The organism is Streptomyces sp. NPDC052023, from assembly GCF_044548465.1.
Taxonomy (GTDB): domain Bacteria; phylum Actinomycetota; class Actinomycetes; order Streptomycetales; family Streptomycetaceae; genus Streptomyces.
Genome location: NZ_JBIUBW010000026.1, coordinates 17,086 through 41,340, shown reverse-complemented (window position 1 = coordinate 41,340; position 24,255 = coordinate 17,086). Strand labels below are relative to the sequence as shown.

Annotated in this window: 23 protein-coding genes and 2 pseudogenes; 7 read left to right on the top strand and 18 right to left on the bottom strand. The window is 69.9% G+C overall.

Translation table 11 applies throughout. The features are described 5' to 3' along the window. Positions 1–170: 170 nt before the first annotated feature. A complete protein-coding gene (locus ACIHCM_RS33710; RefSeq protein WP_399904523.1) occupies positions 171–1,199 on the top strand; it encodes an LLM class flavin-dependent oxidoreductase in 1,029 nt (342 codons plus the stop codon). An 85-nt stretch (positions 1,200–1,284) separates the two neighbouring features. Here the strand turns inward: ACIHCM_RS33710 and ACIHCM_RS33705 are convergent, their stop codons facing one another. Beyond that, a complete protein-coding gene (locus ACIHCM_RS33705; protein WP_393105241.1) occupies positions 1,285–1,677 on the bottom strand; it encodes an SCO5389 family protein in 393 nt (130 codons plus the stop codon). 243 nt (positions 1,678–1,920) lie between these two features. Here ACIHCM_RS33705 and nucS point away from each other — a divergent pair, with 243 nt between their 5' ends. Continuing rightward, the gene (nucS, locus tag ACIHCM_RS33700; RefSeq protein WP_399904520.1) at positions 1,921–2,592 is read left to right on the top strand and encodes an endonuclease NucS; all 672 of its coding nucleotides are present in this window, start codon (positions 1,921–1,923) and stop codon (positions 2,590–2,592) included. 92 nt (positions 2,593–2,684) lie between these two features. Here the strand turns inward: nucS and ACIHCM_RS33695 are convergent, their stop codons facing one another. From ACIHCM_RS33695 to ACIHCM_RS33680, 4 genes and pseudogenes are all read right to left on the bottom strand, one after another. After that, positions 2,685–5,234, bottom strand: coding sequence for an ATP-binding protein (locus ACIHCM_RS33695; protein ID WP_399904519.1), 2,550 nt, complete (start codon positions 5,232–5,234; stop codon positions 2,685–2,687). A 261-nt stretch (positions 5,235–5,495) separates the two neighbouring features. After that, a complete protein-coding gene (locus ACIHCM_RS33690; RefSeq protein WP_365452203.1) occupies positions 5,496–5,819 on the bottom strand; it encodes an STAS domain-containing protein in 324 nt (107 codons plus the stop codon). Positions 5,820–5,963: 144 nt separating this feature from the next. After that, positions 5,964–6,812: a 3-hydroxyacyl-CoA dehydrogenase family protein gene (locus ACIHCM_RS33685; protein WP_399904516.1), complete on the bottom strand. Its 849-nt coding sequence runs from the start codon at positions 6,810–6,812 to the stop codon at positions 5,964–5,966. A gap of 134 nt (positions 6,813–6,946) precedes the next feature. Next, positions 6,947–7,054: pseudogene (locus ACIHCM_RS33680) on the bottom strand (TetR/AcrR family transcriptional regulator); the annotation flags it as partial. Positions 7,055–7,081: 27 nt separating this feature from the next. On the opposite strand from ACIHCM_RS33680, the pseudogene ACIHCM_RS33675 reads away from it, so the two are divergent. Together ACIHCM_RS33675 and ACIHCM_RS33670 are read left to right on the top strand one after the other, a co-directional pair. After that, positions 7,082–7,686, top strand: a pseudogene (locus ACIHCM_RS33675) (ABC transporter permease); the annotation flags it as partial. Positions 7,687–7,699: 13 nt separating this feature from the next. Further along, entirely contained in the window at positions 7,700–8,272 is a 573-nt protein-coding gene (locus tag ACIHCM_RS33670; protein WP_399904513.1) for a cob(I)yrinic acid a,c-diamide adenosyltransferase, read from the top strand. Here the strand turns inward: ACIHCM_RS33670 and ACIHCM_RS33665 are convergent. After that, a complete protein-coding gene (locus ACIHCM_RS33665) occupies positions 8,189–8,815 on the bottom strand; it encodes a hypothetical protein (RefSeq protein ID WP_399904510.1) in 627 nt (208 codons plus the stop codon). The two genes, ACIHCM_RS33670 and ACIHCM_RS33665, sit on opposite strands and share 84 nt — an antisense overlap. A gap of 152 nt (positions 8,816–8,967) precedes the next feature. On the opposite strand from ACIHCM_RS33665, the gene ACIHCM_RS33660 reads away from it, so the two are divergent. The 3 genes from ACIHCM_RS33660 (at position 8,968) to ACIHCM_RS33650 (ending at position 12,869) form a co-directional block, all read left to right on the top strand. Further along, a complete protein-coding gene (locus ACIHCM_RS33660; protein ID WP_399904508.1) occupies positions 8,968–10,197 on the top strand; it encodes a sensor histidine kinase in 1,230 nt (409 codons plus the stop codon). 82 nt (positions 10,198–10,279) lie between these two features. Next, complete coding sequence (locus tag ACIHCM_RS33655; protein WP_399904504.1) at positions 10,280–10,921, top strand: response regulator; 642 nt, start codon at positions 10,280–10,282, stop codon at positions 10,919–10,921. A 121-nt stretch (positions 10,922–11,042) separates the two neighbouring features. Next, the gene (locus ACIHCM_RS33650; protein WP_399904502.1) at positions 11,043–12,869 is read left to right on the top strand and encodes a glycosyl hydrolase family 18 protein; all 1,827 of its coding nucleotides are present in this window, start codon (positions 11,043–11,045) and stop codon (positions 12,867–12,869) included. A gap of 17 nt (positions 12,870–12,886) precedes the next feature. Here ACIHCM_RS33650 and ACIHCM_RS33645 read toward each other — a convergent pair whose 3' ends face one another. The 12 genes from ACIHCM_RS33645 to glyA all read right to left on the bottom strand — a co-directional run bounded on the left by ACIHCM_RS33645 (position 12,887) and on the right by glyA (position 24,216). Further along, positions 12,887–13,333 carry a DUF2550 domain-containing protein gene (locus ACIHCM_RS33645; protein WP_399904500.1) on the bottom strand — a complete coding sequence of 149 codons (447 nt, stop codon included), beginning with the start codon at positions 13,331–13,333 and terminating at the stop codon, positions 12,887–12,889. Positions 13,334–13,462: 129 nt separating this feature from the next. After that, complete coding sequence (locus tag ACIHCM_RS33640; protein ID WP_399904497.1) at positions 13,463–13,840, bottom strand: F0F1 ATP synthase subunit epsilon; 378 nt, start codon at positions 13,838–13,840, stop codon at positions 13,463–13,465. Between the two features lie 119 nt (positions 13,841–13,959). After that, positions 13,960–15,396: a F0F1 ATP synthase subunit beta gene (gene atpD, locus ACIHCM_RS33635; protein ID WP_399904494.1), complete on the bottom strand. Its 1,437-nt coding sequence runs from the start codon at positions 15,394–15,396 to the stop codon at positions 13,960–13,962. Further along, positions 15,396–16,313, bottom strand: coding sequence for a F0F1 ATP synthase subunit gamma (locus tag ACIHCM_RS33630; RefSeq protein WP_399904492.1), 918 nt, complete (start codon positions 16,311–16,313; stop codon positions 15,396–15,398). Before ACIHCM_RS33630 ends, atpD begins: the two co-directional genes overlap by 1 nt. Positions 16,314–16,334: 21 nt before the next feature. Then, positions 16,335–17,924: a F0F1 ATP synthase subunit alpha gene (atpA, locus tag ACIHCM_RS33625; protein WP_393105270.1), complete on the bottom strand. Its 1,590-nt coding sequence runs from the start codon at positions 17,922–17,924 to the stop codon at positions 16,335–16,337. Between the two features lie 129 nt (positions 17,925–18,053). Beyond that, positions 18,054–18,869 carry a F0F1 ATP synthase subunit delta gene (locus ACIHCM_RS33620; RefSeq protein ID WP_399904488.1) on the bottom strand — a complete coding sequence of 272 codons (816 nt, stop codon included), beginning with the start codon at positions 18,867–18,869 and terminating at the stop codon, positions 18,054–18,056. Continuing rightward, positions 18,866–19,414 (bottom strand): F0F1 ATP synthase subunit B, encoded by a 549-nt coding sequence (locus tag ACIHCM_RS33615; protein WP_399904485.1) that lies wholly within the window; start codon positions 19,412–19,414, stop codon positions 18,866–18,868. The genes ACIHCM_RS33620 and ACIHCM_RS33615 overlap by 4 nt, the downstream gene beginning before the upstream one ends. A gap of 43 nt (positions 19,415–19,457) precedes the next feature. Beyond that, on the bottom strand, positions 19,458–19,694 hold the full coding sequence (gene atpE, locus ACIHCM_RS33610; RefSeq protein WP_093768138.1) for an ATP synthase F0 subunit C: 237 nt from the start codon (positions 19,692–19,694) through the stop codon (positions 19,458–19,460). 76 nt (positions 19,695–19,770) lie between these two features. Continuing rightward, the gene (atpB, locus tag ACIHCM_RS33605; protein ID WP_399904658.1) at positions 19,771–20,541 is read right to left on the bottom strand and encodes a F0F1 ATP synthase subunit A; all 771 of its coding nucleotides are present in this window, start codon (positions 20,539–20,541) and stop codon (positions 19,771–19,773) included. 273 nt (positions 20,542–20,814) lie between these two features. Then, entirely contained in the window at positions 20,815–21,252 is a 438-nt protein-coding gene (locus ACIHCM_RS33600; RefSeq protein ID WP_399904482.1) for a hypothetical protein, read from the bottom strand. A 285-nt stretch (positions 21,253–21,537) separates the two neighbouring features. Beyond that, a complete protein-coding gene (locus ACIHCM_RS33595; protein WP_399904479.1) occupies positions 21,538–22,851 on the bottom strand; it encodes an MraY family glycosyltransferase in 1,314 nt (437 codons plus the stop codon). A 129-nt stretch (positions 22,852–22,980) separates the two neighbouring features. Further along, positions 22,981–24,216 carry a serine hydroxymethyltransferase gene (gene glyA, locus ACIHCM_RS33590; protein ID WP_399904476.1) on the bottom strand — a complete coding sequence of 412 codons (1,236 nt, stop codon included), beginning with the start codon at positions 24,214–24,216 and terminating at the stop codon, positions 22,981–22,983. Positions 24,217–24,255 lie beyond the last annotated feature (39 nt).

Below are 24,255 nucleotides of genomic sequence, written 5' to 3'. Positions count from 1 at the left end.
GCCCGCAGAGGGGTACGCGGAAAGCGGCGAACCTGACAAGTCCCCCTCTCCGACCGTTCATTCTGCCGACAATCCGCAAATCTCTTCGCCAGGCCGTGTCCTCGGCACGTGTCAGACGGTTATGCCGGGTGGGGGAGCTCCGTGTCGGAGCCAAGGAAGCAGGAAGAGCGATGCGCGTAGGAACATTCGTGCTGGCGGCCCAGTTCCCGGGTCAGGGCCAGGGGGAGGCGCTGTACCGGGCGGTCCGCTCGGCGGAGCTCACCGAGGAGGCGGGGCTCGACTCGGTGTGGCTGGCCGAGCACCACTTCGTGCCGTACGGCACCTGCCCGTCGGCGATCACGCTGGCCGCCCTGGTACTGGGCCGCACCCACCGTATCCGTGTCGGTACGGCGGTCAGTGTGCTGCCCACCACGCACCCGGTGGCCCTCGGTGAACAGGCCGCGCTGTTGCACGTGACGAGCGGCGGCCGGCTCACGCTGGGCGTCGGGCGCGGTGGGCCGTGGGTGGACCTGGAGGTCTTCGGGAACGGACTGGAGGCGTACGAGAAGGAGTATCCGCAGTCACTGGATCTGCTCATGCGCTGGCTGCGCGAGCCGGCGGTGGAGGGATCCGGCGGCCGGTACGCCTTCCGTGAAGTCCCCGTGGTGCCACGGCCCTCGGAGTGCCTGACGGAGACCGAGGGACCGGAGGTGCTCGTCGCGTGCACCTCCCCGGCGAGCGTGCGGATGGCCGCCGAGCGCGGGCTGCCGATGCTGCTCGGCATGCATGTCGGGGACGAGGAAAAGGCCGAGATGGTCTCCCTGTGGCGGCAGCACGCGCGCGCGGCGGGGCGGACGGGCGACGAGATCCGCGGCGCGGCCCATGTCTCGGCCGGCGTCTGCCAGATCGCGGACCGTCGCACCGACGCGGCGGAGACGCTGATGAAGGCGATGCCGGGATGGCTGAAACAGGGTCTCGACGCCCATGTCACGGTGGACGGCAGGGAGCGCCGGATGCGCGATCCGCTGGCGTACACCGAACTGCTCTGCGGGCTGCACCCGGTGGGCACGCCCCGGCTGTGCGCCGACCGGCTGGCGGCGACCAGCGAGCGTACGGGCGTCTCACGCTTCGCCCTGCTCGTCGAGGGCTCCGGCGACCTGGCGGCCACGGAGGAGAACGTACGGCGGCTGGGCGCCGAGGTGCTGCCTCAGCTGACGTGAGCGCCTCCGCGGCGCGGGAGGCTTGCCGCTCCGGTACAGATCGCACCTCCCGCGTACGGAGCGGCAAGCAAGCGGTTCACCCCCCTCAGCAGTCCCGCAGCTCCGGGGACTGGTTCAGCAGTTGGCCCCGGATCGAGGTGAAGCGGGCCAGCCTCTCGTCCGCCGAGGCGTCCAGCGGGAACACCGCCACACGGTGGCAGTTCTGGAAGGCCAGCCGCACACCGAAGTGCCGCTGCAGGGCACCGCGGATGGCGTCACTCGCGAGCGCACGCAGCAGCTGACCGCGTGCCTGCTCGTCCGGCGGGGGCGTCTGGTTGTCGGCGAACTCTCCGCCGTCCACCTTCAGCTGGACCGCCAGGGAGCTGATCATCTCCCATGCGTAGGGCAGGGAGGTCCGGACGCAGTCGACGAATTCAGCTTCGTCGACCTCGCCTCGCTCGGCCTGTTCGAGTAGGGCCGGTGAGACGTCGAGCGACATGGGTTCTCCTCTCGCACCCCCAACCAGCAGGGGTTGCCGGACAGATGAGGGAGCACGCAAAGCGAACACGCTGTGTACACGCATCACGACCTCCCGTTTAATACGGTAGGCAACGGACGGTGACCGCACCAGAAGAATGCACACACAGGCAGATCTCGGTGGGCACACAATCGGCCAGCGGCGAACACGGGTCTTCCAGGGCGAATCGCGTGCACAGGAGCCCGTCGAGTAGCGTTGCCGACCATGCGTCTCGTCATTGCCCGATGCTCCGTCGACTACGCGGGCCGGCTCACCGCTCACCTGCCCACCGCCCCCCGTCTGATCCTGGTCAAGGCGGACGGCAGCGTCTCGATCCACGCGGACGACCGGGCCTACAAGCCCCTGAACTGGATGTCGCCGCCCTGCACGCTGAAGGAGGGCACCGGTGAGGAGGCCGGCGTCTGGACCGTCGTCAACAAGGCGGGCGAGAAGCTGATCATCACGATGGAAGAAGTCCTGCACGACTCCTCGCACGAACTGGGCGTGGACCCCGGCCTGATCAAGGACGGCGTGGAAGCGCACCTCCAGGAACTGCTCGCCGACCGCATCGAGACCCTCGGCGACGGCTACACGCTGATCCGCCGCGAGTACATGACGGCCATCGGCCCGGTCGACATCCTGTGCCGGGACGCCGACGGCCGGACGGTCGCGGTGGAGATCAAGCGGCGCGGCGAGATCGACGGCGTGGAACAGCTCACGCGCTATCTGGAGCTGCTCAACCGCGATCCCCATCTGGCGCCGGTCCGGGGCATCTTCGCCGCCCAGGAGATCAAGCCGCAGGCACGCGTGCTGGCGGCGGACCGCGGGATCGGCTGCCAGGTGCTGGACTACGACGCCCTGCGGGGGATCGAGGACGACAAGCTGCGGCTGTTCTGAGGGCTTTCCGTGCGGCTTCCGGTACGGAAAGCCGCACCGCGACGAGGGCCGGGTCCGTTGGTGCGGACCCGGCCCTCGTCGTGTCGGCGGTCTCAGATCAGCTGTTCCGGGCTGCTGGGCGTGCCCGCGGCGCTGGACGCCGGGGCGCTGGCCGCGGTGCTCTCGATGGGAGAACTGGCGCTGTTGGAGGTGGAGGGGGAAGACGTCGGCGGCTCCGAGGTCTCCGTCGGCGGCGGAGTGGTCTCGGTGGGCGGTTCGGAGGTCTCCGTCGGGGGCCTGGACGTCTCGGTCGGGGGCTTGGTGGACGCCGGCGGCTTCGTGGGCGAAGTCGACGGCGACCCCGGGGACCCGCCCCCGCCGGGGTTCCTCGTACCGCTCGGCTCGTCGGACGGCTCCCCCGCTCCCGAACCCGCATCCGGGTCCCGTGGCGTCGGATCGTCCGTCGTGCCGAAGGTGCCGTCGGGTCCCGGATCCGTCGGGCGGCCGGTCGCCCCGCTGCCGCCGTCGTCGTCCTTGTCCGTCTTGTCCGCGCCCAGGCTGTCGTCACCGGGGCCCTGGCTCGCCGACGGGTTGACGCCGACCTGATCGGAAGGGCTCTCGGCGTCGTTGCCGGAGGTGGCGCCGAGCGTCACGACCGTGCCGAGCACCGCCACGAGAAGCGCGCCCGCGCCGGTCGCGACGAGGTTGCGCCGGGCGAGACCGCGCAGACCCCCGCCCCGGCCGCGCCCCGAGGCCGCTCCGGGCGTGGAGCGGTGGGTGACGAGGTCCGGGGCGCTGCCGGGGCGTTGCGGCGGCGGGAAGTCCGCCGGCACCGCCGGGAACCCGCCGGGCGGCGGCACCGGCTCCTCATGGCGGGCGTCGGGCACCTCTTCGCCGGCGGTGGCGCCGAGCGTGAGCGGCGTCCGGACAGCGGGGGCCGTGCTCTCCCGGTCGGTCACCAGGGCGAGAGCGCGACGGCCGGCCACGGTACCGCGCTTGTCGGCGAGGGCGCCGCGCAGCCCGATGGACGCCTCCAGCTCGGCGCGTGCCCGCTCCAGCCGCCCCTCGCAGAGGGCGAGGATGCCCAGCTCGTGGTGGAAGTAGGCCTGTTCGGCGACGTCGCCGGCGAGCCGGGCTGCCTCCGCGCCGGAGCGCAGCGCCCGTTCCCAGGCACTCCAGTGCAGGCCCGCGGCGAAGGCGGGCGCGGCGGTGCGGGCCAGCTGCACGGCCGGGCTGTCCTCGCCCTCGGCGGGCGCCACCGTCGCCGGTACGAGGGCACTCAGCGCGGTGAGCACGGCGTCCGCCTCGGCGCACACCCGCTCCGGGGTGACCGAGGGGTGCCCGGCCCACCAGGCGTAGTGCCGGGTGGCGGTCAGGGCGTGGTCCTGGGGGTCGTCGGCGTATCCGGCGGCCTCCAGCTGGGTCTGCACCCCGGCGGCGAGCCGGTAGCGGGCCCCGACCGGGGAGACCAGCGCGCAGCCCAGCAACTCGCCGAGCGCGGCGTCGGCGTGGGTGTCGCCGACCAGGGCGGGCAGGTGCGCCTGGTGGGGCACCTCACCTCCGAGCGCCACCGCGAACCGCAGAGTGGCGCGGGCGGAGGCGCTGAGCCGGGAGGCCAGCAGTGCCGCGGGTGCGGCGCCCTCGGCGAGCGAGGGCAGGGGGACGTCCTCGCCGATGGGCGGGCCCGGGACGGCGTCGTAGGGCTCGTCGACGGGGATGTCCTGGAAGACGCCGAACTCGTCGAGTGCGTCGGCGCCGGCGCGCAGCCGGTCGCGCTGCCGCAGCAGGGCGCCGGCCTGGACGAACCGCAGCGGCAGGCCCTCGGACTCGAACCAGAGGTCGCCCGCCCAGTTGGACTCGTCCTCGGTGAGCGGCCGCCCGACGGCGTGTTCCAGCAGCTCCAGGCCGCCGGCGCGGTCGAGGCCGTCGAGGAAGACCTCCTCGATCGCCGCCTCGGCCGACGGCGCGGGCACGTCCGGCGTGGCGGCGACGAGGAAGGCGCACTCGGGGGTGGCGTCCAGCAGCTCGTCGAGCGCCGCGCCGCCGAACTCGATGTCGTCGAGGACGACGACCGCCCCGATCTCCCCGACGCAGGCGAGAAGTTCGTCCTGTTCCGGCCGGTGCAGCGGCGCACCGTGGACGGCGTGGAAGAGGTCGTGCAGCAGATCGGCCGCGGTGCGCTGGAAGCCGGTCAGGCGGACGACGCCGTCGGGGGCGAGGTCCGCGCAGTCCTCGGCGACGATGTCGAGGAGTGTGCTGCGTCCGGAGCCGCCGGGGCCGGTGAGGCGCACGGAGCGGCCGCGGGCGAGCAGCCGTACCAGGCGCTCGCGTTCGTCCTGGCGGCCGAGGAGCGGCAGGGTGGGCCGGCCAGGTCCTGGCGGCACCGGTGGGGCGGCCGCGCGGGCGACCTCGGTGCGCTGGGCCGGGGTCAGCTTCTCGGGTCTGCCGGGGCGTTCTCCGGGCGGGCAGAGTTCTATCTCGCTGCCGTCGACGGGGTTGACGGTGAGCAGGAAGTCGCCGGAGACCAGCTGCACGGTGCGGGCGAGTGCGGGCGCGTGCTGGCCGAAGTCGGTTGTGAGGGAGTCCCTGGGCGGGCGCTGGCGCGGCGTGTTGCCGTCACCGTCGTGGCCGTACTCCTCGGGTCCCCGGTTGTTCGGGTCCATAGGTTCAAGCCCCCCAAAAGCATCGGGTGCGTAGAGCCCCTCCCGGCCTTGCCGCACACCGCGCTGTCGCTTCTGGTCCGGGCCCGCACGAGGGTGGATCAGACGCGGGCGACCGAACCTTAAACCGTCGGTCAGTATTCACGACAGCCCGGGGTGCCACGGGGTCCGAGACGTCACGGTCTTGTGAGGATTGGGTGCGTCGGGCGATTCGCCGCGAGCTGCCCGGTCTCCCGCGGTGCTGGTGACGCCGCCGGCCGGGGGTCACACCCGGGGCAGGGACTCCACGCCGATGCCGCCCTCGATCGCCAGGATCCGGTGCAGCCGGGTGGCCACCAGCAGGCGCTGCATCTGCGGCGGTACGCCGCGCAGCACCAGCCGCCGGCCGCAGCGGCCGGCCCGCCGGTGGGCACCCATGATGACCCCGAGTCCGGTGGCGTCCCACGAGTCCAGTTCGGACAGGTCGAGGACGAGGTCGCCGTCGCCGTCGTCGACGGCCGAGTGCAGGACCGTACGGGCGTCCGCCGCGGTGCGGACGTCGAGGCGGCCCCCGACGACCACCTCGGCGTGGTCGCCCCTGATGTGCATATGCGCTCCCGTGAGTGCGGTGACGTACTCCATGACGGTGGCTGTGCAACGTCTGACTGCTTCTGTGGCGGCGCGGTTGCTGCTTGTAAGCGAACCGATACCGAATTCAACCCGAGGTGTGATGTCTCAGGGGTGTGCGCCGTTTCAGTGCTTGTAGAAGCCCTGCCCGCTCTTGCGTCCGATGTCACCGGCGTCAACCATCCGGCGCATCAGCTCCGGTGGGGCGAACTTCTCGTCCTGGCTCTCGGTGTAGATGTTGCTCGTGGCGTGCAGCAGGATGTCGACACCGGTGAGGTCGGCGGTGGCCAGCGGGCCCATCGCGTGGCCGAAGCCCAGCTTGCAGGCGAGGTCGATGTCCTCGGCCGAGGCGACGCCCGACTCGTACAGCTTGGCGGCCTCGACGACGAGCGCCGAGATGAGCCGGGTGGTGACGAACCCGGCCACGTCGCGGTTGACGACGATGCAGGTCTTGCCGACCGACTCGGCGAACTCCCGCGCGGTGGCGAGCGTCTCGTCGCTGGTCTTGTAGCCGCGGACCAGCTCGCACAGCTGCATCATCGGGACCGGCGAGAAGAAGTGCGTGCCGACGACCCGCTCCGGGTGCTCCGTGGCGGCCGCGATCTTGGTGATCGGGATGGCGGAGGTGTTGGAGGCGAGCACGGCGTCCGGGCGCACGATCTTGTCCAGGGTGCGGAAGATCTCGTGCTTGACGTCCAGCTTCTCGAAGACGGCCTCGACGACGATGTCGGCGTCCGCGGCGGCGTCCATGTCGGTGGTCGCGGTGATCCGGGCCAGGGCGGCCTCGGCGGCGTCCGCCTCCAGCTTGCCCTTGTTCACGAACTTGTCGTACGAGGCCTTGATGCCGTCGGTGCCACGCCTGAGTGCCTCGTCGGTGACGTCACGCAGGACGACGTCCCAGCCCGCCTGTGCGGAGACCTGGGCGATGCCGGAACCCATGAGACCGGCCCCGATGACGGCGAGCTTCCGTGCCACTGACGACTCCCCTTGTGATGCTTACCTGCTGTTTACGTATGGCTCTCCGGCGGACCCTAGCGCCCGGGAGGGTCCGTGTGACCGGGAAGTAATGCGCGTCACGTCTCACATGACGGACATCACACCGGCACGGCTCACGGGGCGCCTCGTACGGCGTAGTTGAGCACCCTCTCCCCCAACAGTTCCTCGATGTCGTCAAGGAGCACCAGCATCTGGCGCGACACCTCGGCCGGGGCGCGGCCCGTGAGAATCTGGCGGCCGTTCGTGTGCGGGGCAGTTCCTGGCGGGTCCTTGGTCCCGGGTCTACTGCTGCAACTCGGGCTGTTCGGCGCGTCGTTCGCCGGGTTCTCGATCACCATCGAGAACGGGCAGGGGGTGGTGGAGCACATGCGGGTGACTCCGGTCAGCCGGCTGGCGCCGCTGCTGCGGACGCGTCCTGCGGGACGCCACCGTGTTCGTCTTCCAGGCGGTGCTGCTGGTCCTGGCGGCGCTGGTGAGGGGCCTCAGGGCTCCGCTGCCCGGCGTACTGATCGGCTTGGCGTTCGTCGGGCTGCCGACGGTGTCGCCGGCCTCGTTGTCGTACGCGCCGGCGATGAAGGTCCGCACCCCGCAGGAGTTCGGGCCGGCCCTCAACGCCATGACGATGCCGATGATGCTCCTGTCGGGCCTGATGCTGCCGATGACGCTGGGGCCCGCGTGGCTCGACGCGCTCTCGCGCCTCGTGCCGTTCCGCTGTCCGGTGGACGCGGTGCGCGCCGCGTTCGTCGGCGACTACGCCGGTCCGCCCATGCTGTACGGCGTCCTGGTGGCCGTCGGCCTCGCCGCGCTGTCCGTGACGGTGGGCACACGCGTGTTCCGAACCGCCGGGGCGTAACTACGCTGGCCTCATGGTCAACCTGACGCGCATCTACACCCGTACCGGCGACCAGGGCACCACCGCCCTCGGTGACATGAGCCGGGTCGCCAAGACCGATCCGCGGATCTCGGCCTACGCCGACGCCAACGAGGCCAACGCGGTGCTCGGCACGGCGATCGCACTGGGCAACCTGGACGAGGAGATCGTCAAGGTCCTCACCCGCGTGCAGAACGACCTGTTCGACGTGGGTGCGGACCTGTGCACGCCGGTGGTGGAGAAGCCGGAGTTCCCGCCCCTGCGGGTCGAGCAGTCCTACATCGACAAGCTGGAGGCGGACTGCGACCGCTTCCTGGAGCCACTGGAGAAGCTGCGCTCCTTCATCCTCCCGGGCGGCACACCGGGCGCCGCCCTGCTGCACCAGGCCTGCACCGTCGTACGGCGGGCCGAGCGCTCCACCTGGGCGGCGCTGGAGGCACACGGCGAGACGATGAACCCCCTCACCGCGACCTATCTCAACCGGCTATCGGACCTGCTTTTCATTCTCGCCCGGTCGGCCAACAAGGACATCGGTGACGTTCTGTGGGTCCCGGGCGGGGAGCGCTGAGCCCTCCTCGCGGGGTGCCTTCTTCGGCCAGAGGGCGTACGACAGGGCGATCAGGCCGTGGATGCCCGCCGCGCGCCAGGCGATGAAGATCCAGCTCTCCAGTGAGCCGGTGCGGCCAGGGTCGTCCACGTACCACATGGCGATCAGCAGCAGCACGCCGGCCACCGAGGCGGCGACGACCGTGCCGAGCCAGACCTTGCCCTCGTGGCGGGCCCGGGCCATCCCGAAGCGCGGCGGCTGCACGGGCGGCGCGGCGCCGCCGAAGCGGTGGGCGGCGTGGCCGTCGAGCCACTTCACGGTGCGGTGGCCGTGCCCGACGGTGTAGCCGATGTAGAGGGCCGCCAGACCGTGCTTCCAGCTCGGGTCGGCGCCGTTCTTGAGGTCGACCGCGGTGGCGATCAGCAGGACGACCTCCAGCAGCGGTTCGAGCAACAGCAGGCCCAGCCCCGTACGGCGCATCCGCAGCACATAGCGGAAGAACAGCCCCGCGGCCAGCAGCACCCAGAAGCCGACCTCGCAGACGATGATCAGCGTGACGATCACGGCTCACTCCTCTCGGTCACCGTTCAAGGCTCCCGCCGGGACCCGCCGGATGCGTCGTCGCCGGTGACGAACCGCCACTGCATCCTTCGATGTACTCGCGGACCCTTCCACGGGATCAGGCACCGGACACGTCCGCCGTGTTGGATGGAGACATGGCCGTACGACTCCCCCGCCCGCACCGCTTCGACGTGTACATCGGGCTGACCGGCCTGCTCGGCGGCCTGCTGCTGTGGGGCATCGGCCTCGGGGTCCGCCCGGCCGGCCAGCCCATGGTGCTGCTGCCCGGCACCTGGCCCCTGCTGGTGCCGCTCGTCGTGATGGCGGGCTGCGAGGTGCTGCGCCGGGCCGCCCCACGCACCGCCCTGCTGACCGCCACGGCCGCGTTGATCACGGACACCGTCACCGAGGGCAATCTGGTCACCGTCCTGATGTACACCGACGTGATGTACGCGGCCGTCCTGTACGGCACTCCCACCTCGGCCCGCCGCATCCCCTGGATCACCGGCCTGCTCACGGTGGCCGGGGCGATCGTGCCGTTCGCGATGTGGCGGGAGCCGGAGGCCCTGCTCATCGGCGTGGCCACCGGCATCGTCGCCTTCGCGCCCGCCTCCACCGGCCTGATCGTGCGCAACCACCGGGAGGCCGCCGAGTCCGCCCGGCTGCGTGCCGAGCAGACGGCGCTGCTGGCCGAGATGGACCGCGTCCAGGCCGTCACGGCGGAACGCGCCCGGATGGCCAGGGAGTTGCACGACATGGTCGCCAACCACCTCTCCGCGATCGCCATCCACTCCACGGCCGCGCTCTCCCTCGACGAACCGCAGACCACCCGGCAGGCCCTCGGGGTCATCCGCGAGAACAGCGTCGCGGGGCTCGCGGAGATGCGCCGGCTGATCGGCATCCTGCGGGACGACAGCGGCGACACCGAGTCGCCCACCGGGCTCTCCGCCTCGCTCGGGCAGGGAGGCAACCCCGTCGCGCCCACTCTCGACGGCCTCGGCGCCCTCGTCGGGACCGCCCGGGCCAACGGCCTCGACGTCACCCTCGATGCCGGGCACGGCGAGGCACTGCCCGCACCGGTCGAGCTGGCCGCGTACCGGATCGTGCAGGAGTCCCTCACCAACGCCCTCAAGCACGCCGGTCCCGGCCGGGTCACGGTCGCGCTGCTGCGGCGGAACGGCTCGCTGGACATCACCGTGACCAGCCCCTGCGGCGACCGCGACGGGCCACGGGCGCCCGGGTCCGGCGCCGGCCTGGTCGGCATGCGGGAGCGGGCCGCCCTCCTGGACGGCACCTTCGAGGCCGGGCCGGAGGACTCCCCCGAGGGCAAGATCTGGGCCGTACGGGCGACCCTGCCCGTCGGGGAGGACGGAGGCGCCTCATGAGGCCGCCGTACCGCCGCCGCGGGTCCGCCCCCGCACCGTCGTGGCGCCGCAGCCGTGCCACATCCGCCGAAGGAGAGACCCCATGATCCGCGTGCTCGTCGCCGAGGACCAGTCCGCCGTGCGCGCCGGGCTCGTGCTCATCCTGGGCAGCGCGCCCGACATCGAGGTGGCCGGCGAGGCACGCGACGGCGAGCAGGCCGTGACGCTGGCCCGTGAGCTCCGGCCCGACCTGGTGCTGATGGACGTTCAGATGCCCCGGCTGGACGGGGTGTCGGCGACCCGGCAGGTGGTGGCGGAGGGCTTGGCCGACGTCCTCGTCCTGACCACGTTCGATCTCGACGAGTATGTGTTCGGCGCGCTGCGCGCGGGCGCCTCGGGGTTCCTGCTGAAGAACACGGAGGCGAGGGAGCTGCTGGAGGCGGTGCGCACGGTGGCGCGCGGGGAGGGGCTGATCGCACCGGCGGTCACACGCCGGCTGATCGCCGAGTTCGCGGCCAAGCCGGTGCGGGAGCCGAAGGCCGACCCCTCCGTGCTGGACTGCCTGACGCGGCGCGAACGCGAGGTGCTGTCCTGTCTCGGTGAGGGCATGTCCAACGCCGACATCGCGGCGCGCCTCGACATGGCCGAGGCGACGGTGAAGACCCACGTCAGCCGGTTGCTGGGGAAGCTGGAGCTGCGCAGCCGGGTCCAAGCCGCCGTACTGGCGCAGGAGTTGGGGATCTAGCAGCCGACCGGGGACAGTGGTCCAGACCTATTGACCTATGGTCCAGACCTTTCTATTCTCGCGGGCACTGAGGGTCTGATGGCTCAGTCATGCCCCCGACAACCCCATAAGGAGGCGCAGCATGCGCTTCAGACACAGAGCCGCGGCAGGGTTCGCGACCCTGCTGCTCCCCTTCGCCGGTCTGGTCGGCCTCGCCGCCCCCGCCCAGGCGGCCACCCAAGCCACTGCCACCTACGCCAAGACCCAGGACTGGGGCTCCGGCTTCGAGGGCAAGTGGACGGTCAAGAACACCGGTACCACCACCATCAACTCCTGGGCCGTGGAGTGGGACTTCCCCTCCGGCACGTCCGTCACCTCCGGCTGGGACGCCGACATCACCTCGTCGGGCACGCACTGGACGGCCAAGAACAAGTCCTGGAACGGCACCCTCGCCCCCGGCGCCTCCGTCTCCTTCGGGTTCAACGGCACAGGCTCCGGCGCCCCGGCCAACTGCAAGCTGAACGGCGGCAGCTGCGACGGCGGCTCGGTCCCCGGTGACAACCCGCCGAGTGCCCCCGGCACCCCCTCCGCCTCGGACATCACCAACACCTCGGTGAAGCTGTCCTGGAGCGCGGCCACCGACGACAAGGGCGTCAAGAACTACGACGTCCTGCGCGGCGGCACCAAGGTCGCCACCGTCACCGGTACCAGCTGGACGGACACCGGCCTGACCGCCGGCACCGACTACTCCTACACCGTCCAGGCCCGTGACACCGCCGACCAGACCGGCCCGGTCTCCGGCGCCCGCGCGGTGCGCACCACCGGCGGCGGCACCGACCCCGGTCCCGGCCCCGGCACGAAGATCAACCTCGGCTACTTCACCGAGTGGGGCGTCTACGGCCGCAACTACCACGTGAAGAACCTGGTGACCTCGGGCTCCGCCTCGAAGATCACCCACATCAACTACGCGTTCGGCAACGTCAGGAACGGTCAGTGCACCGTCGACGACACCTACGCCGCCTACGACAAGGCCTACACCGCCGACCAGTCCGTCAGCGGCGCCGCCGACACCTGGGACCAGCCGCTGCGCGGCAACTTCAACCAGCTGCGCCAGCTGAAGGCCAAGTACCCGCACATCAAGATCCTGTACTCGTTCGGCGGCTGGACCTACTCCGGCGGCTTCGGCCAGGCAGCGCAGAACGCGGCCGCGTTCGCCAAGTCCTGCAAGGCCGTCGTGGAGGACCCGCGCTGGGCCGACGTCTTCGACGGCATCGACATCGACTGGGAGTACCCGAACGCCTGCGGTCTGACCTGTGACACCTCCGGCCCGGCGGCGTTCAGGAACCTGATGTCGGCGCTGCGCACCGAGTTCGGCTCCAACTACCTGGTCACCGCGGCCATCACCGCCGACGGCTCCAACGGCGGCAAGATCGACGCGGCCGACTACGGCGGCGCCGCCCAGTACCTCGACTGGTACAACGTGATGACGTACGACTACTTCGGCGCCTTCGACGCGGACGGTCCCACCGCCCCGCACTCCCCGCTCACCTCGTACCCCGGCATCCCGGCGGCGGGCTTCAACTCCGCCGACGCGATCGCCAAGCTGAAGGCGAAGGGCGTCCCGTCCGCCAAGCTGCTGCTCGGCATCGGCTTCTACGGCCGCGGCTGGACCGGCGTCACCCAGTCCGCCCCCGGCGGCTCGGCCACCGGCGCGGCACCCGGCACCTACGAGCCCGGCATCGAGGACTACAAGGTCCTGAAGAACTCCTGCCCGGCGAACGGCACCATCGCCGGCACGGCCTACGCGCACTGCGGCAGCAACTGGTGGTCGTACGACACCCCGTCGACCATCGCCGGGAAGATGACCTGGGCCAAGAACCAGGGCCTGGGCGGCGCGTTCTTCTGGGAGTTCAGCGGCGACACCAGCAACGGTGAACTGGCGACCGCCATCAGCAACGGGCTGAAGTAGCCCGAGCCACCTGAGTCCTAGGCGACGTTGACGCGCTGACCGGGCGGGGCTGCCTCAAGCCACGCGAGGAAACCGGTCAGCGCGTCTTCGCTCATCGCGAGTTCGACACGCGTTCCCCGGTGCAGACAGGTGAGGATCACCGAGTCGGAGAGCAGCGCCAGCTCCTCCTCGCCCTCGGGAAGACGACGGCCGGCCACCTCGATCGCGGAGCGCTCCAGGGTGCGGCGCGGGCGGGGGGCGTAGGAGAAGACACGGAACCACTCGACACGGTCGCCGTTGTAGCGGGCCACTCCGTAGGCCCAGCCCTTGCCCCCGGTGTCGGGTTTCTCGGGGACGTCCCAGCGCAGGCTGCAGTCGAAGGTACCGCCGGAGCGCTGGATGAGCCTGCGGCGCAGGCCGAAGACGAACAGCCCCAGCACCACCAGGGCGACGACTACTCCGCACACAGTCAGAGCGAGGACCATCGGCACCGACCTCCTCGTCTCCTAGGTAACGGAACGTAAAAAACACCCAGATCTGCCTCAGCCGCGGTCAGCGCCGGATTGCTCCGGTGCTGACCGCGGCTGAGGGACGTCATCGCACGGCGGGCTGGATCAACGCGCCGCCGTCGCCGCACGGAGCCGGACGTCCGCGCGGCGCCTGGCCTCCGCGTCGTCCTCCGCCTTCGCGCGCTCCAGGTCCTGCTCGACACGCTTGACGTCGATCTCGTCGGCCAGTTCGGCGACCTCGGCCAGCAGGGACAGCTTGTTGTCCGCGAACGAGATGAAACCGCCGTGCACCGCGGCGACGACCGTTCCACCATCACTCGTACGGATGGTCACCGGGCCCGACTCCAGCACACCGAGCAGCGGCTGGTGACCGGGCATGACGCCGATGTCGCCGGACGTGGTGCGCGCGACGACCAGGGTGGCCTCGCCGGACCAGACCTGGCGGTCGGCAGCGACCAGCTCGACGTGCAGCTCAGCAGCCAAGGGTGGCTCCTCGGGTCACCACCCGGCGGTTCTGCCGGGTGTTGGTTACAAGTCTAATAGGCGTGACAGAGGGGGCGGGACGACCCCGCCCCCTCACGACACGAGCGACGAGGCCCGGGTCAGGAGACGCCCAGCTCCTTGGCGTTCTTCTTGAGGTCCTCAAGACCACCGCACATGAAGAAGGCCTGCTCGGGGAAGTGGTCGTACTCGCCGTCGCAGATCGCGTTGAACGCGGCGATCGACTCCTCCAGCGGCACGTCCGAACCGTCCACGCCGGTGAACTGCTTGGCGACGTGGGTGTTCTGGGACAGGAAGCGCTCCACGCGACGGGCACGGTGGACGACGAGCTTGTCCTCCTCGCCGAGCTCGTCGATACCGAGGATCGCGATGATGTCCTGGAGGTCCTTGTACTTCTGCAGGATGTTCTTGACGCGCATGGCGGCGTCGTAGTGGTCCTGCGCGATGTACCGCGGGTCCAGGATGCGGGACGTGGAGTCCAGCGGGTCCACGGCCGGGTAGATGCCCTTCTCGGAGATCGGACGGGACAGCACCGTCGTCGCGTCGAGGTGGGCGAACGTGGTGGCCGGGGCCGGGTCGGTCAGGTCGTCCGCGGGGACGTAGATCGCCTGCATCGAGGTGATCGAGTGACCACGGGTCGAGGTGATGCGCTCCTGGAGGAGACCCATCTCGTCGGCCAGGTTCGGCTGGTAGCCCACCGCGGAGGGCATACGGCCGAGCAGGGTCGACACCTCGGAACCGGCCTGCGTGAAGCGGAAGATGTTGTCGATGAAGAACAGCACGTCCTGCTTCTGGACGTCACGGAAGTACTCGGCCATGGTGAGGCCGGCCAGCGCGACGCGCAGACGGGTGCCCGGGGGCTCGTCCATCTGACCGAAGACCAGCGCGGTCTTGTCGATGACGCCCGAGTCCGACATCTCCTCGATGAGGTCGTTGCCCTCACGGGTGCGCTCACCGACACCGGCGAACACGGAGACACCGTCGTGGTTGTTGGCGACGCGGTAGATCATCTCCTGGATGAGCACCGTCTTGCCGACGCCGGCACCACCGAACAGACCGATCTTTCCACCCTTGACGTACGGGGTGAGAAGGTCGATGACCTTGACGCCGGTCTCGAACATCTCGGTCTTCGACTCGAGCTCGTCGAAGCGCGGGGCCTTGCGGTGGATGGACCAGCGCTCACCGTCGTAGGACTCGTCGACGTTCAGCACCTCGCCGAGGGTGTTGAACACCTTGCCCTTGGTGAAGTCGCCGACCGGGACGGTGATGCCCGTGCCGGTGTCGGTGACCGCGGCCTGGCGGACCAGACCGTCGGTGGGCTGCATGGAGATGGTGCGGACCAGGCCGTCACCCAGGTGCTGGGCGACCTCCAGGGTCAGCGTCTTCTTCTCGCCCGCGTTGGCCGGGTCGGCCACCTCGACGTGAAGGGCGTTGTAGATGTCCGGCATCGCGTCGACGGGGAACTCCACGTCGACGACCGGGCCGATGACCCGCGCGACGCGGCCCGTCGCCGTGGCCGTCTCAACAGTGGTGGTCATTAGTTGTCACTCCCCGCGGTCGCGTCGGCCAGGGCGCTCGCGCCACCGACGATCTCGCTGATTTCCTGGGTGATTTCGGCCTGGCGGGCCGCGTTGGCAAGACGGGAGAGCGTGTTGATCAGCTCGCCCGCGTTGTCGGTGGCCGACTTCATCGCGCGCCGGGTGGCGGCGTGCTTCGAAGCGGCCGACTGGAGCAGCGCGTTGTAGATCCGGCTCTCGACGTACCGCGGCAGCAGGGCGTCGAGGACGTCCTCCGCCGACGGCTCGAAGTCGTACAGCGGGAGGATCTCGCCCTTGGGCTTGGCCTCCGCGGCGACCTCTTCGAGGCTGAGCGGCAGCAGCCGCGCGCCCTGCGCGGTCTGCGTCATCATCGAGACGAACTCGGTGAAGACGATGTGGAGCTCGTCCACGCCGCCGTCGGCCGTCTCCTTCTCGATGGCCTCGATCAGCGGCGCCGCGACCTTCTTGGCGTCCGCGTACGAGGGCTCGTCGGTGAAGCCGCTCCACGACTCCGCGATCCTGCGCTCACGGAAGTTGTAGTGGGCGACACCGCGCCGGCCGACGATGTACGTGTCGACCTGCTTGCCCTCCCGCTCCAGCTGCTCGGTGAGCTGCTCCGCCGCCTTGATGGCGTTGGAGTTGAACGCACCGGCCAGACCCCGGTCGCTGGTCAGCAGCAGCACCGCGGACCGGGTGACCTTCTCGGCCTGGGTGGTCAGCGGGTGCTTGGTGTTCGACCCGGTGCCGACCGCCGTGACCGCGCGGGTCAGTTCCTGCGCGTACGGCGTGGAGGCCGCCACCTTGCGCTGTGCCTTGACGACACGCGAGGCGGCGATCATCTCCATCGCCTTGGTGATCTTCTTGGTCGCGGTGACGGATCGGATGCGACGCTTGTAGACCCGGAGCTGGGCTCCCATGAGTCAGGTCCCTTCCTTACGTCACTTGGCGGCGGACGGAGCGTCCTCGCCGAGCAGCTTGCCGTCCGAGGTCTCGAACTGCTTCTTGAACTCGGCGATGGCGTCGGCGACGGCCGTGAGGGTGTCGTCCGACATCTTGCCGCCCTCCTTGATGGAGGTCATGAGGCCCTGCTCCTTGCGGTGCAGGTACTCCAGGAGCTCCTTCTCGAAGCGGCGGATGTCGGCGACCGGCACCTCGTCCATCTTGCCGGTGGTGCCGGCCCAGACGGAGACGACCTGGTCCTCGGTGGACATCGGCTGGTACTGAGCCTGCTTCAGCAGCTCGACCATCCGCTGACCGCGCTCCAGCTGCGACTTCGACGCGGCGTCCAGGTCGGAACCGAAGGCGGCGAACGCCTCCAGCTCACGGAACTGGGCGAGGTCCACGCGCAGACGGCCGGAGACCTGCTTCATCGCCTTGTGCTGCGCGGAACCACCGACTCGGGAGACGGAGATACCGACGTTCAGCGCGGGGCGCTGACCGGCGTTGAACAGGTCCGACTCCAGGAAGCACTGGCCGTCGGTGATGGAGATGACGTTGGTCGGGATGAACGCCGAGACGTCGTTGGCCTTGGTCTCGACGATCGGCAGACCGGTCATCGAGCCGGCACCCATCTCGTCGGAGAGCTTCGCGCAGCGCTCCAGCAGGCGGGAGTGCAGGTAGAAGACGTCACCCGGGTAGGCCTCACGGCCCGGCGGGCGGCGCAGCAGCAGGGACACGGCACGGTAGGCGTCGGCCTGCTTCGACAGGTCGTCGAAGATGATGAGGACGTGCTTGCCCTCGTACATCCACTGCTGGCCGATGGCCGAACCGGTGTACGGCGCAAGGTACTTGAAGCCGGCCGGGTCGGACGCCGGGGCGGCGACGATGGTCGTGTACTCCAGCGCGCCGTTCTCCTCCAGCGCGCGGCGGACCGACGCGATGGTGGAGCCCTTCTGGCCGATGGCGACGTAGATGCAGCGGACCTGCTTGTTCGGGTCGCCGGTGCGCCAGTTGTCGCGCTGGTTGATGATCGTGTCGACGGCCAGGGCGGTCTTGCCGGTCTGGCGGTCACCGATGATCAGCTGACGCTGACCACGGCCGATCGGGGTCATCGCGTCGACGGCCTTGTAGCCGGTCTCCATCGGCTCGTGCACCGACTTGCGCTGCATGACCGTGGGGGCCTGCAGCTCAAGGGCGCGACGACCCGAGGTCTCGATCTCGCCGAGGCCGTCGATCGGGTTGCCGAGGGGGTCGACCACGCGGCCGAGGTAGCCCTCGCCGACCGCGACGGAGAGGACCTCGCCGGTACGGGTGACCGGCTGCCCCTCCTCGATACCGCTGAACTCACCGAGGACGATGGCACCGATCTCGCGCTCCTCGAGGTTGAGGGCGAGGCCGAGGGTGCCGTCCTCGAACTTCAGCAGTTCGTTGGCCATGGCCGAGGGCAGACCCTCGACCTTCGCGATGCCGTCGCCGGCAAGGGTGACCGTACCGACCTCCTCGCGCGAGGCCGCGTCCGGCTTGTACGACTGGACGAAGGTCTCCAGTGCGTCCCGGATCTCCTCCGGCCGGATCGTGAGCTCCGCCATCTGGGTTCCCTGCTCTCCTTGTTGGGCCCGAAGTTTCACTTTGGGGGGATGGGGACTCCCCCCTAAGAGAGGTGAATCCTCTGCACGGCCCAACCGGGCCGTAATTACGACTTGCGTGTTCAGTTGCGGCTAGCTCGCCAGCCGGCGCTCGGCGTCCGCGATGCGGTCCGCGAGGGAGCCGTTGATGACCTCGTCACCGACCTGCACCCGGATCCCGCCCAGGACCTCGGGGTCCAGGTCGAGGTTGAGGTGCATCTGACGGCCGTAGAGCTTCGCGAGGGCGGCGCCGAGGCGCTGCTTCTGCACGTCGCTCAGCGGCACCGCCGAGGTGACGACGGCCACCATGCGGTCCCGCCGCTCGGCGGCGAGCTTGGACAGGGACTCCAGTCCCGCTTCCAGGCTACGTCCCCGCGGCGCGGTCACAAGGCGCGTCACCAGACGCTCGGTGGCCGGGGCCGCCCGTCCGCCGAGCAGGCTGCGCAGCAGCTCGCGCTTGGCAGCGGTGGTGGCCTTGCGGTCGGTCAGCGCGGCACGCAGCTCGGTGCTGGAGGCGACGATCCGGCCGAACCGGAACAGCTCGTCCTCCACGCTGTCGAGCGTGCCGCCCTGCTGCGCGGCGGTGAGGTCGGCGGTGCTGGCCAACTCCTCCAGCGCGTCCACCAGGTCACGCGACTGCGACCAGCGGGAGCGCACCATGCCGGACACCAGGTCCGCGGTCTCGCCGCTGACCTGGGCGCCCAGCAGGCGCTGGACCAGCTCGGCCTTGTTCTCACCGGCCTGCGCCGGGTCGGTGAGGACCCGGCGCAAGCCGACCTCGCGGTCGAGCAGCGCGGTCACCGCGGCCAGCTCGTCGGCGAGCCGCGCCGTGTCCACGGACGTGGCGTCCGTCAGCGCGTCGAGACGCTCACGTGCGGCTGCCAGGGCCTCGCGGCTCGCTCCGTTCATCGAGACGCCTCGGCCTTCTCCTCGAGGTCGTCGAGGAAGCGGTCGATCACACGGCTCTGGCGGGCGTGGTCCTCGAGGGACTCACCGACCAGCTTGCCGGCCAGCTCGGTGGCCAGCTTGCCGACGTCCTGCCGGAGCGCCGACGAGGCGGCCTTGCGGTCGGCCTCGATCTGGGTGTGACCTGCGGCGACGATCTCCTCGCGCTGCCGCTGGCCTTCCGCGCGCATCTCGGCGATGAGCGCGGCACCCTGCTCCTGAGCCTCCTGGCGCAGCCGCGCGGCCTCGTGCCGGGCCTCGGCGAGCTGGGCCTTGTACTGCTCAAGGACGCTCTGAGCCTCGACCTTCATGGTCTCGGCCTCTTCAATACCGCCTTCGATCGCCGCGCGGCGCTCCTCCAGAACCTTGTTGATGTTCGGAAGCAGCTTCTTCCAGAAGAAGAAGAACACGATGGCGAAGGCGATGGTGCCGACGAGCAGCTCGGGACCGGGCGGGAGAAGCGGGCTCTGCTCCTCCGCGGCCGCCAGCTGCACCAGGTTGGCGATCACATCAGTGCCTTTCGTCGAAACGTGTCGGGTAAGCGGTGGTTACTTACTTACCGAACACGAACGGCATGACGATGCCGATCAGGGCGAGCGCCTCACAGAAGGCGAAGCCCAGGATCTGGTTGGCGCGGATCAGGCCGGCAGCCTCGGGCTGACGGGCCAGGGCCTGGGTGCCGTTGCCGAAGATGATGCCGACGCCGATGCCGGGGCCGATGGCGGCGAGGCCGTAGCCGATGGAGCCGAGCGAACCGGAGACAGCGGCGAGGGTCTCAGTGGCAGCCATGCTGAATCTTCCTTCTCTTTCATGGACCGGCGGGGGTTGGCCACCGGACGTTCTGGGGCTTGCGGGCGGTAGGGGCTCAGTGGTGCTCGGCCAGAGCGCCCTGGATGTAGGTGCAGGCCAGCAGTACGAAGACGTACGCCTGGACGGCCTGCACGAAAAGCTCGAAGAGGATCATCGCGATCGTCATGAGGAACGAGACGCCTGCCGCCGGGATCAGCCAGCTGTTCAGCAGGTACCAGGAGGCCACGGTGAACATGACCAGCATCAGGTGGCCGGCGAACATGTTGGCGAACAGTCGCACGGCGTGGGTGAACGGGCGGACCAGCAGGTTCGAGAAGAACTCGATGATCATGACGAGCGGCAGCACCGGGCCGAGCGACTTGTCGTAGCCGGTGACGTTCTTGAAGAAGCCGACGAACCCGTGCCGCTTGAAGGTCAGCGAGACCCAGACGACATAGACGAGCGCAGCCAGCACCATCGGGTACGCGATGATCGACGACACCGGGAACTGTGCCAGCGGGATCACGGACCAGATGTTCATGATCCAGATGAAGAAGAAGAGCGAGACCATGAGCGGGACGTACTTCTCGCCCTCACGCTTGCCGAGGGTCTCGTAGACGATGCCGCGGCGTACGAAGTCGTAGCCGGCCTCGCCGATCATCTGGAGCTTGCCCGGAACCACCTTCGCCTTGCCGAAGGCCGCCCAGAAGAAACCGACGACGAGCACGGTGGTGATGAGCGCGAGCAGCATCACCTTGTTGAACTCGAACCCCCCCACCGTGGTGATCGGCTGGAAGAGGAACGAGTGCAGGCCCGGAGCCGGAAAGCCACACCCGTTGTCGGACATGATCCGACAACTCCAGTCAAAGGCGAGCTGGGTCTGGTCAGCACTCACCACGGGCTCCTTCGGCGTGACGCATGGGTACGGCAACCTCGTTGTGTCGGCGCGGCACAAGGCCGCGGGTCGGCACCGGACTGGTGTTACGGATGTGGGGGCGGCTGGGGGACATCAAGCCTCGCGATCGAGCAGGCGTCAGCTCGGATGCCCGCGCCCGCGATGCCGCAGTTGGCACCGGACGATAGCAGGAGATCTCAACGGCCCTTGTCCCGCCCCTATCCCTCACGACGACGGCCCTGTCTTCTCGGGCTTCTCGCTCTTCACGGCATCCGGATCGACGTAGAAGATCTTGGCCTTCATGTGCGCACGGGCCTGCGCGGCCATCCACACCACGGTCGCGATGACGAGACCGATGGCGAACGTCTTCGGATTGAAGAGAGAGGTGTCCTTGAAGAGGGCGACGAAGATGAGGAGCAGCAGGAGCTGGGCGACGTAGAGCATCATCCCCATGGCCTGGAACAGCTGGGGGAGCGTTTTCGCCGTCCACTGCAGGACGAACAGGCCGATCCCCATGAAGAGGATGGCGAGCAGAACGCCGATGCCGGCACCGAGCGCCCCCTTGCCGCCGGCGACCGCACCGCTGACCGCGACCGTGACCGCACCGACAGCGGCCGAGGGCACAGCTGTCTGCAGAAGGTTCCGGGCGTCATTGGACGGCATGGCGGCAACTCCGCTTTCACAGGGGGCAGGGTGTCGTCATGGACGAGCGTAGTCCCGGGCTGAGAGAGAACCTCATGCCGGTGGACCGTCGCACCACGGTCCGGCGGCTCTGTCCGGGGGGTTCTCGTGAACCGTATCACAAACTATTTGATGAGGTCTTTACCTGGGGGTGTGCGCACCGTCACACATGAGAGTGATGGTGCGCGTCTGTGCAGACTCCGCGCCGACTTGTCTGGTATTGGGGCCTTCGTTCCCCCACGGCATGGCAATGCCCTAGTCAGATTCTTACCTTGTGAAGCGCGAGCGGGGACCGACCGCGGTCGCTCCGTTGACACCTGAGACCCCCACGGCCACAGGAGTGCGCTCCTGTTCTTCCTCCTCCTCGGCCGGTGCCTCGGCGGGGATGCCGGACGCGGGCTGCGTCACGACCCGGCGCCTGCGGTAGCGCGGCGGCACGAAGTGCTCGGCCCACAGGGGGGCGCGCGGGGTGAAGCGGGGCAGCAGCAGGAGGATCAGGCCGAGGGCGCTGAGCAGGACCACACCCAGCACGATCCACATGGACGCCGAGTTCACGGAGTAGCCGAGGGCGCCGAAGGCGATCAGCGCCGACCAGAAGTACATGATGAGCACGGCCCGGCTGTGCGAGTGGCCGATCTCCAGCAGCCGGTGGTGCAGGTGCCCCCGGTCCGCGGCGAACGGCGACTGGCCCCGCCAGGTGCGGCGCACGATCGCGAGGATCAGGTCCGCCGCCGGGATGGCGATGATGGTCAGCGGCATCAGCAGCGGGATGTAGACGGGCACCATCTGGTGCACGGCGTTGCGCTCCGAGCCGGTGAACAGGTTCATCAGGTCCGGGTCGACCTGCCCCGTGACCGAGATGGCGCCCGCCGCCAGCACCAGGCCGATGAGCATCGAGCCCGAGTCGCCCATGAAGATGCGCGCCGGGTGCATGTTGTGCGGCAGGAAGCCCAGGCACATGCCCATCAGCACGGCCGCGAAGAGGGTGGCCGGGGCGGCGGCCTCGATGCCGTACGAGTACCAGATGCGGTAGGCGTACATGAAGAACGCCGCCGAGGCGATGCACACCATGCCCGCGGCCAGCCCGTCCAGGCCGTCGACGAAGTTGACCGCGTTGATGGTGATGACGACCAGCGCCACCGTCAGCAGCGTGCCCTGCCACTGGGTCAGCGCGACCGTGCCGACGCCCGGTACCGGCAGCCACAGGATCGTCAGACCCTGCATCACCATGACGCCGGCGGCGATCATCTGGCCGCCCAGCTTGATCAGGGCGTCGATCTCGAACTTGTCGTCCAGGACACCGATGAGCCAGATCAGCGCCGCCCCGGAGAGCAGGGCACGTGGCTCGTTGGACTTCTCGAAGACCTCGCTGAGGTTGGTGAGGTGGTCGGCGACCAGCAGGCCCGCGCACAGGCCGAAGAACATCGCGATCCCGCCGAGCCGTGGAGTGGGCTCCCGGTGCACGTCACGAGCCCGGATCTCCGGCATCGCCCCGGCCACGATCGCGAACTTCCGCACCGGCCCTGTCAGCAGGTACGTCACCGCGGCCGTGATGCAGAGCGTCAGCAGGTATTCACGCACGGGCTTCCCCACAGGTCTCGCTGGCCATCTCAGCCCCACACCCTAGCGAGGGACGCATATGGGTGGGGACTTCCGGGTAGCGACGATGGTTGCACGCGTGGCTGTGTACGGATGTCCGGCTACCCCGTCTCACCGCGGATAGGGCGGAAATCCCCCGGCGAGATCCCGCACTTCTTCACGCACCTGCCGGCTGTCGGCCTGGTCCCGCAGCACCTCCGCCAGCAGCTTGGCGATGCGAGCCATCTCACCCTCCCCCATCCCCTGCGTGGTGACGGCGGCGGTGCCCAGCCGCAGGCCACGGGCGTCGTGCGGCAGGGCGCAGCAGTCGAGGACCATCCCGGCGGCGGCGAGCCGGCCGCGGGCGGCGCGGCCGTCGACGCCGAGCGGGGCCGGGTCCGCGGTGATCAGGTGGGTGTCCGTGCCGCCGGTGGTGACGGCGAGCCCCTCGGCGGCGAGCGCGGCGGCCAGGAACCGGGCGTTGGCGACCACCTGATGGGCGTACGCCTGGTAGGCCGGTGTTGCCGCCTCGCCGAAGGCGACGGCCTTGGCGGCGATGGTGTGCATCTGGGCGCCGCCCTGGGTGAAGGGGAAGACGGCCCGGTCGACACGTTCGGCGAGATCGGCGCCGCACAGGAGCATGCCGCCGCGCGGACCGCGCAGCACCTTGTGTGTGGTGGCGCACACGACATCGGCGTACGGCACCGGGCTCGGCGCCGCTCCCCCGGCGACGAGCCCGATGGGATGGGCCGCGTCGGCGATGAGGTAGGCGCCCACCTCGTCGGCGACCTCGCGGAAGTAGGCGTAGTCGATGTGCCGTGGGTAGGAGATCGAGCCGCACACGATCGCCTTGGGGCGGTGGGCGCGGGCCAGGGTGCGCACCTGGTCGTAGGCGAGGAGGCCGGTCTCCTCGTCGACGCCGTAGCCGACGAAGTCGAACCAGCGGCCGGAGAAGTTGGCGGGCGAGCCGTGGGTGAGGTGGCCGCCGTACGGCAGGCCCAGGGCGAGGACCGTGTCGCCGGGGCGCAGCAGGGCGGCGTAGGCGGCCAGGACGGCCGAACTGCCCGAGTGGGACTGGACGTTGGCGTGCTCCGCGCCGAACAGGGCCTGGGCGCGCCGGACGGCGAGCCCCTCGGCGACGTCGACGATCTCGCAGCCCCCGTGGTGGCGGGCGCCCGGATACCCTTCCGCGTACTTGTTGGCCAGCGGCGAGCCGAGGGCTGCCAGCACGGCCGGCGAGGCGAAGTTCTCGGCGGCGGTCAGCTGGAGCGTGGTGGACTGCCGGTCCAGTTCCCCGAGCAGGATCTCGGCGAGCGCGGGATCCTGCCGGCGCAGCAGATCGGCCTCTGGGGCGTAGGTGACCGGCATGGTGGACTCCGGGCGTCGACGATGACGTAGGTCCAATGT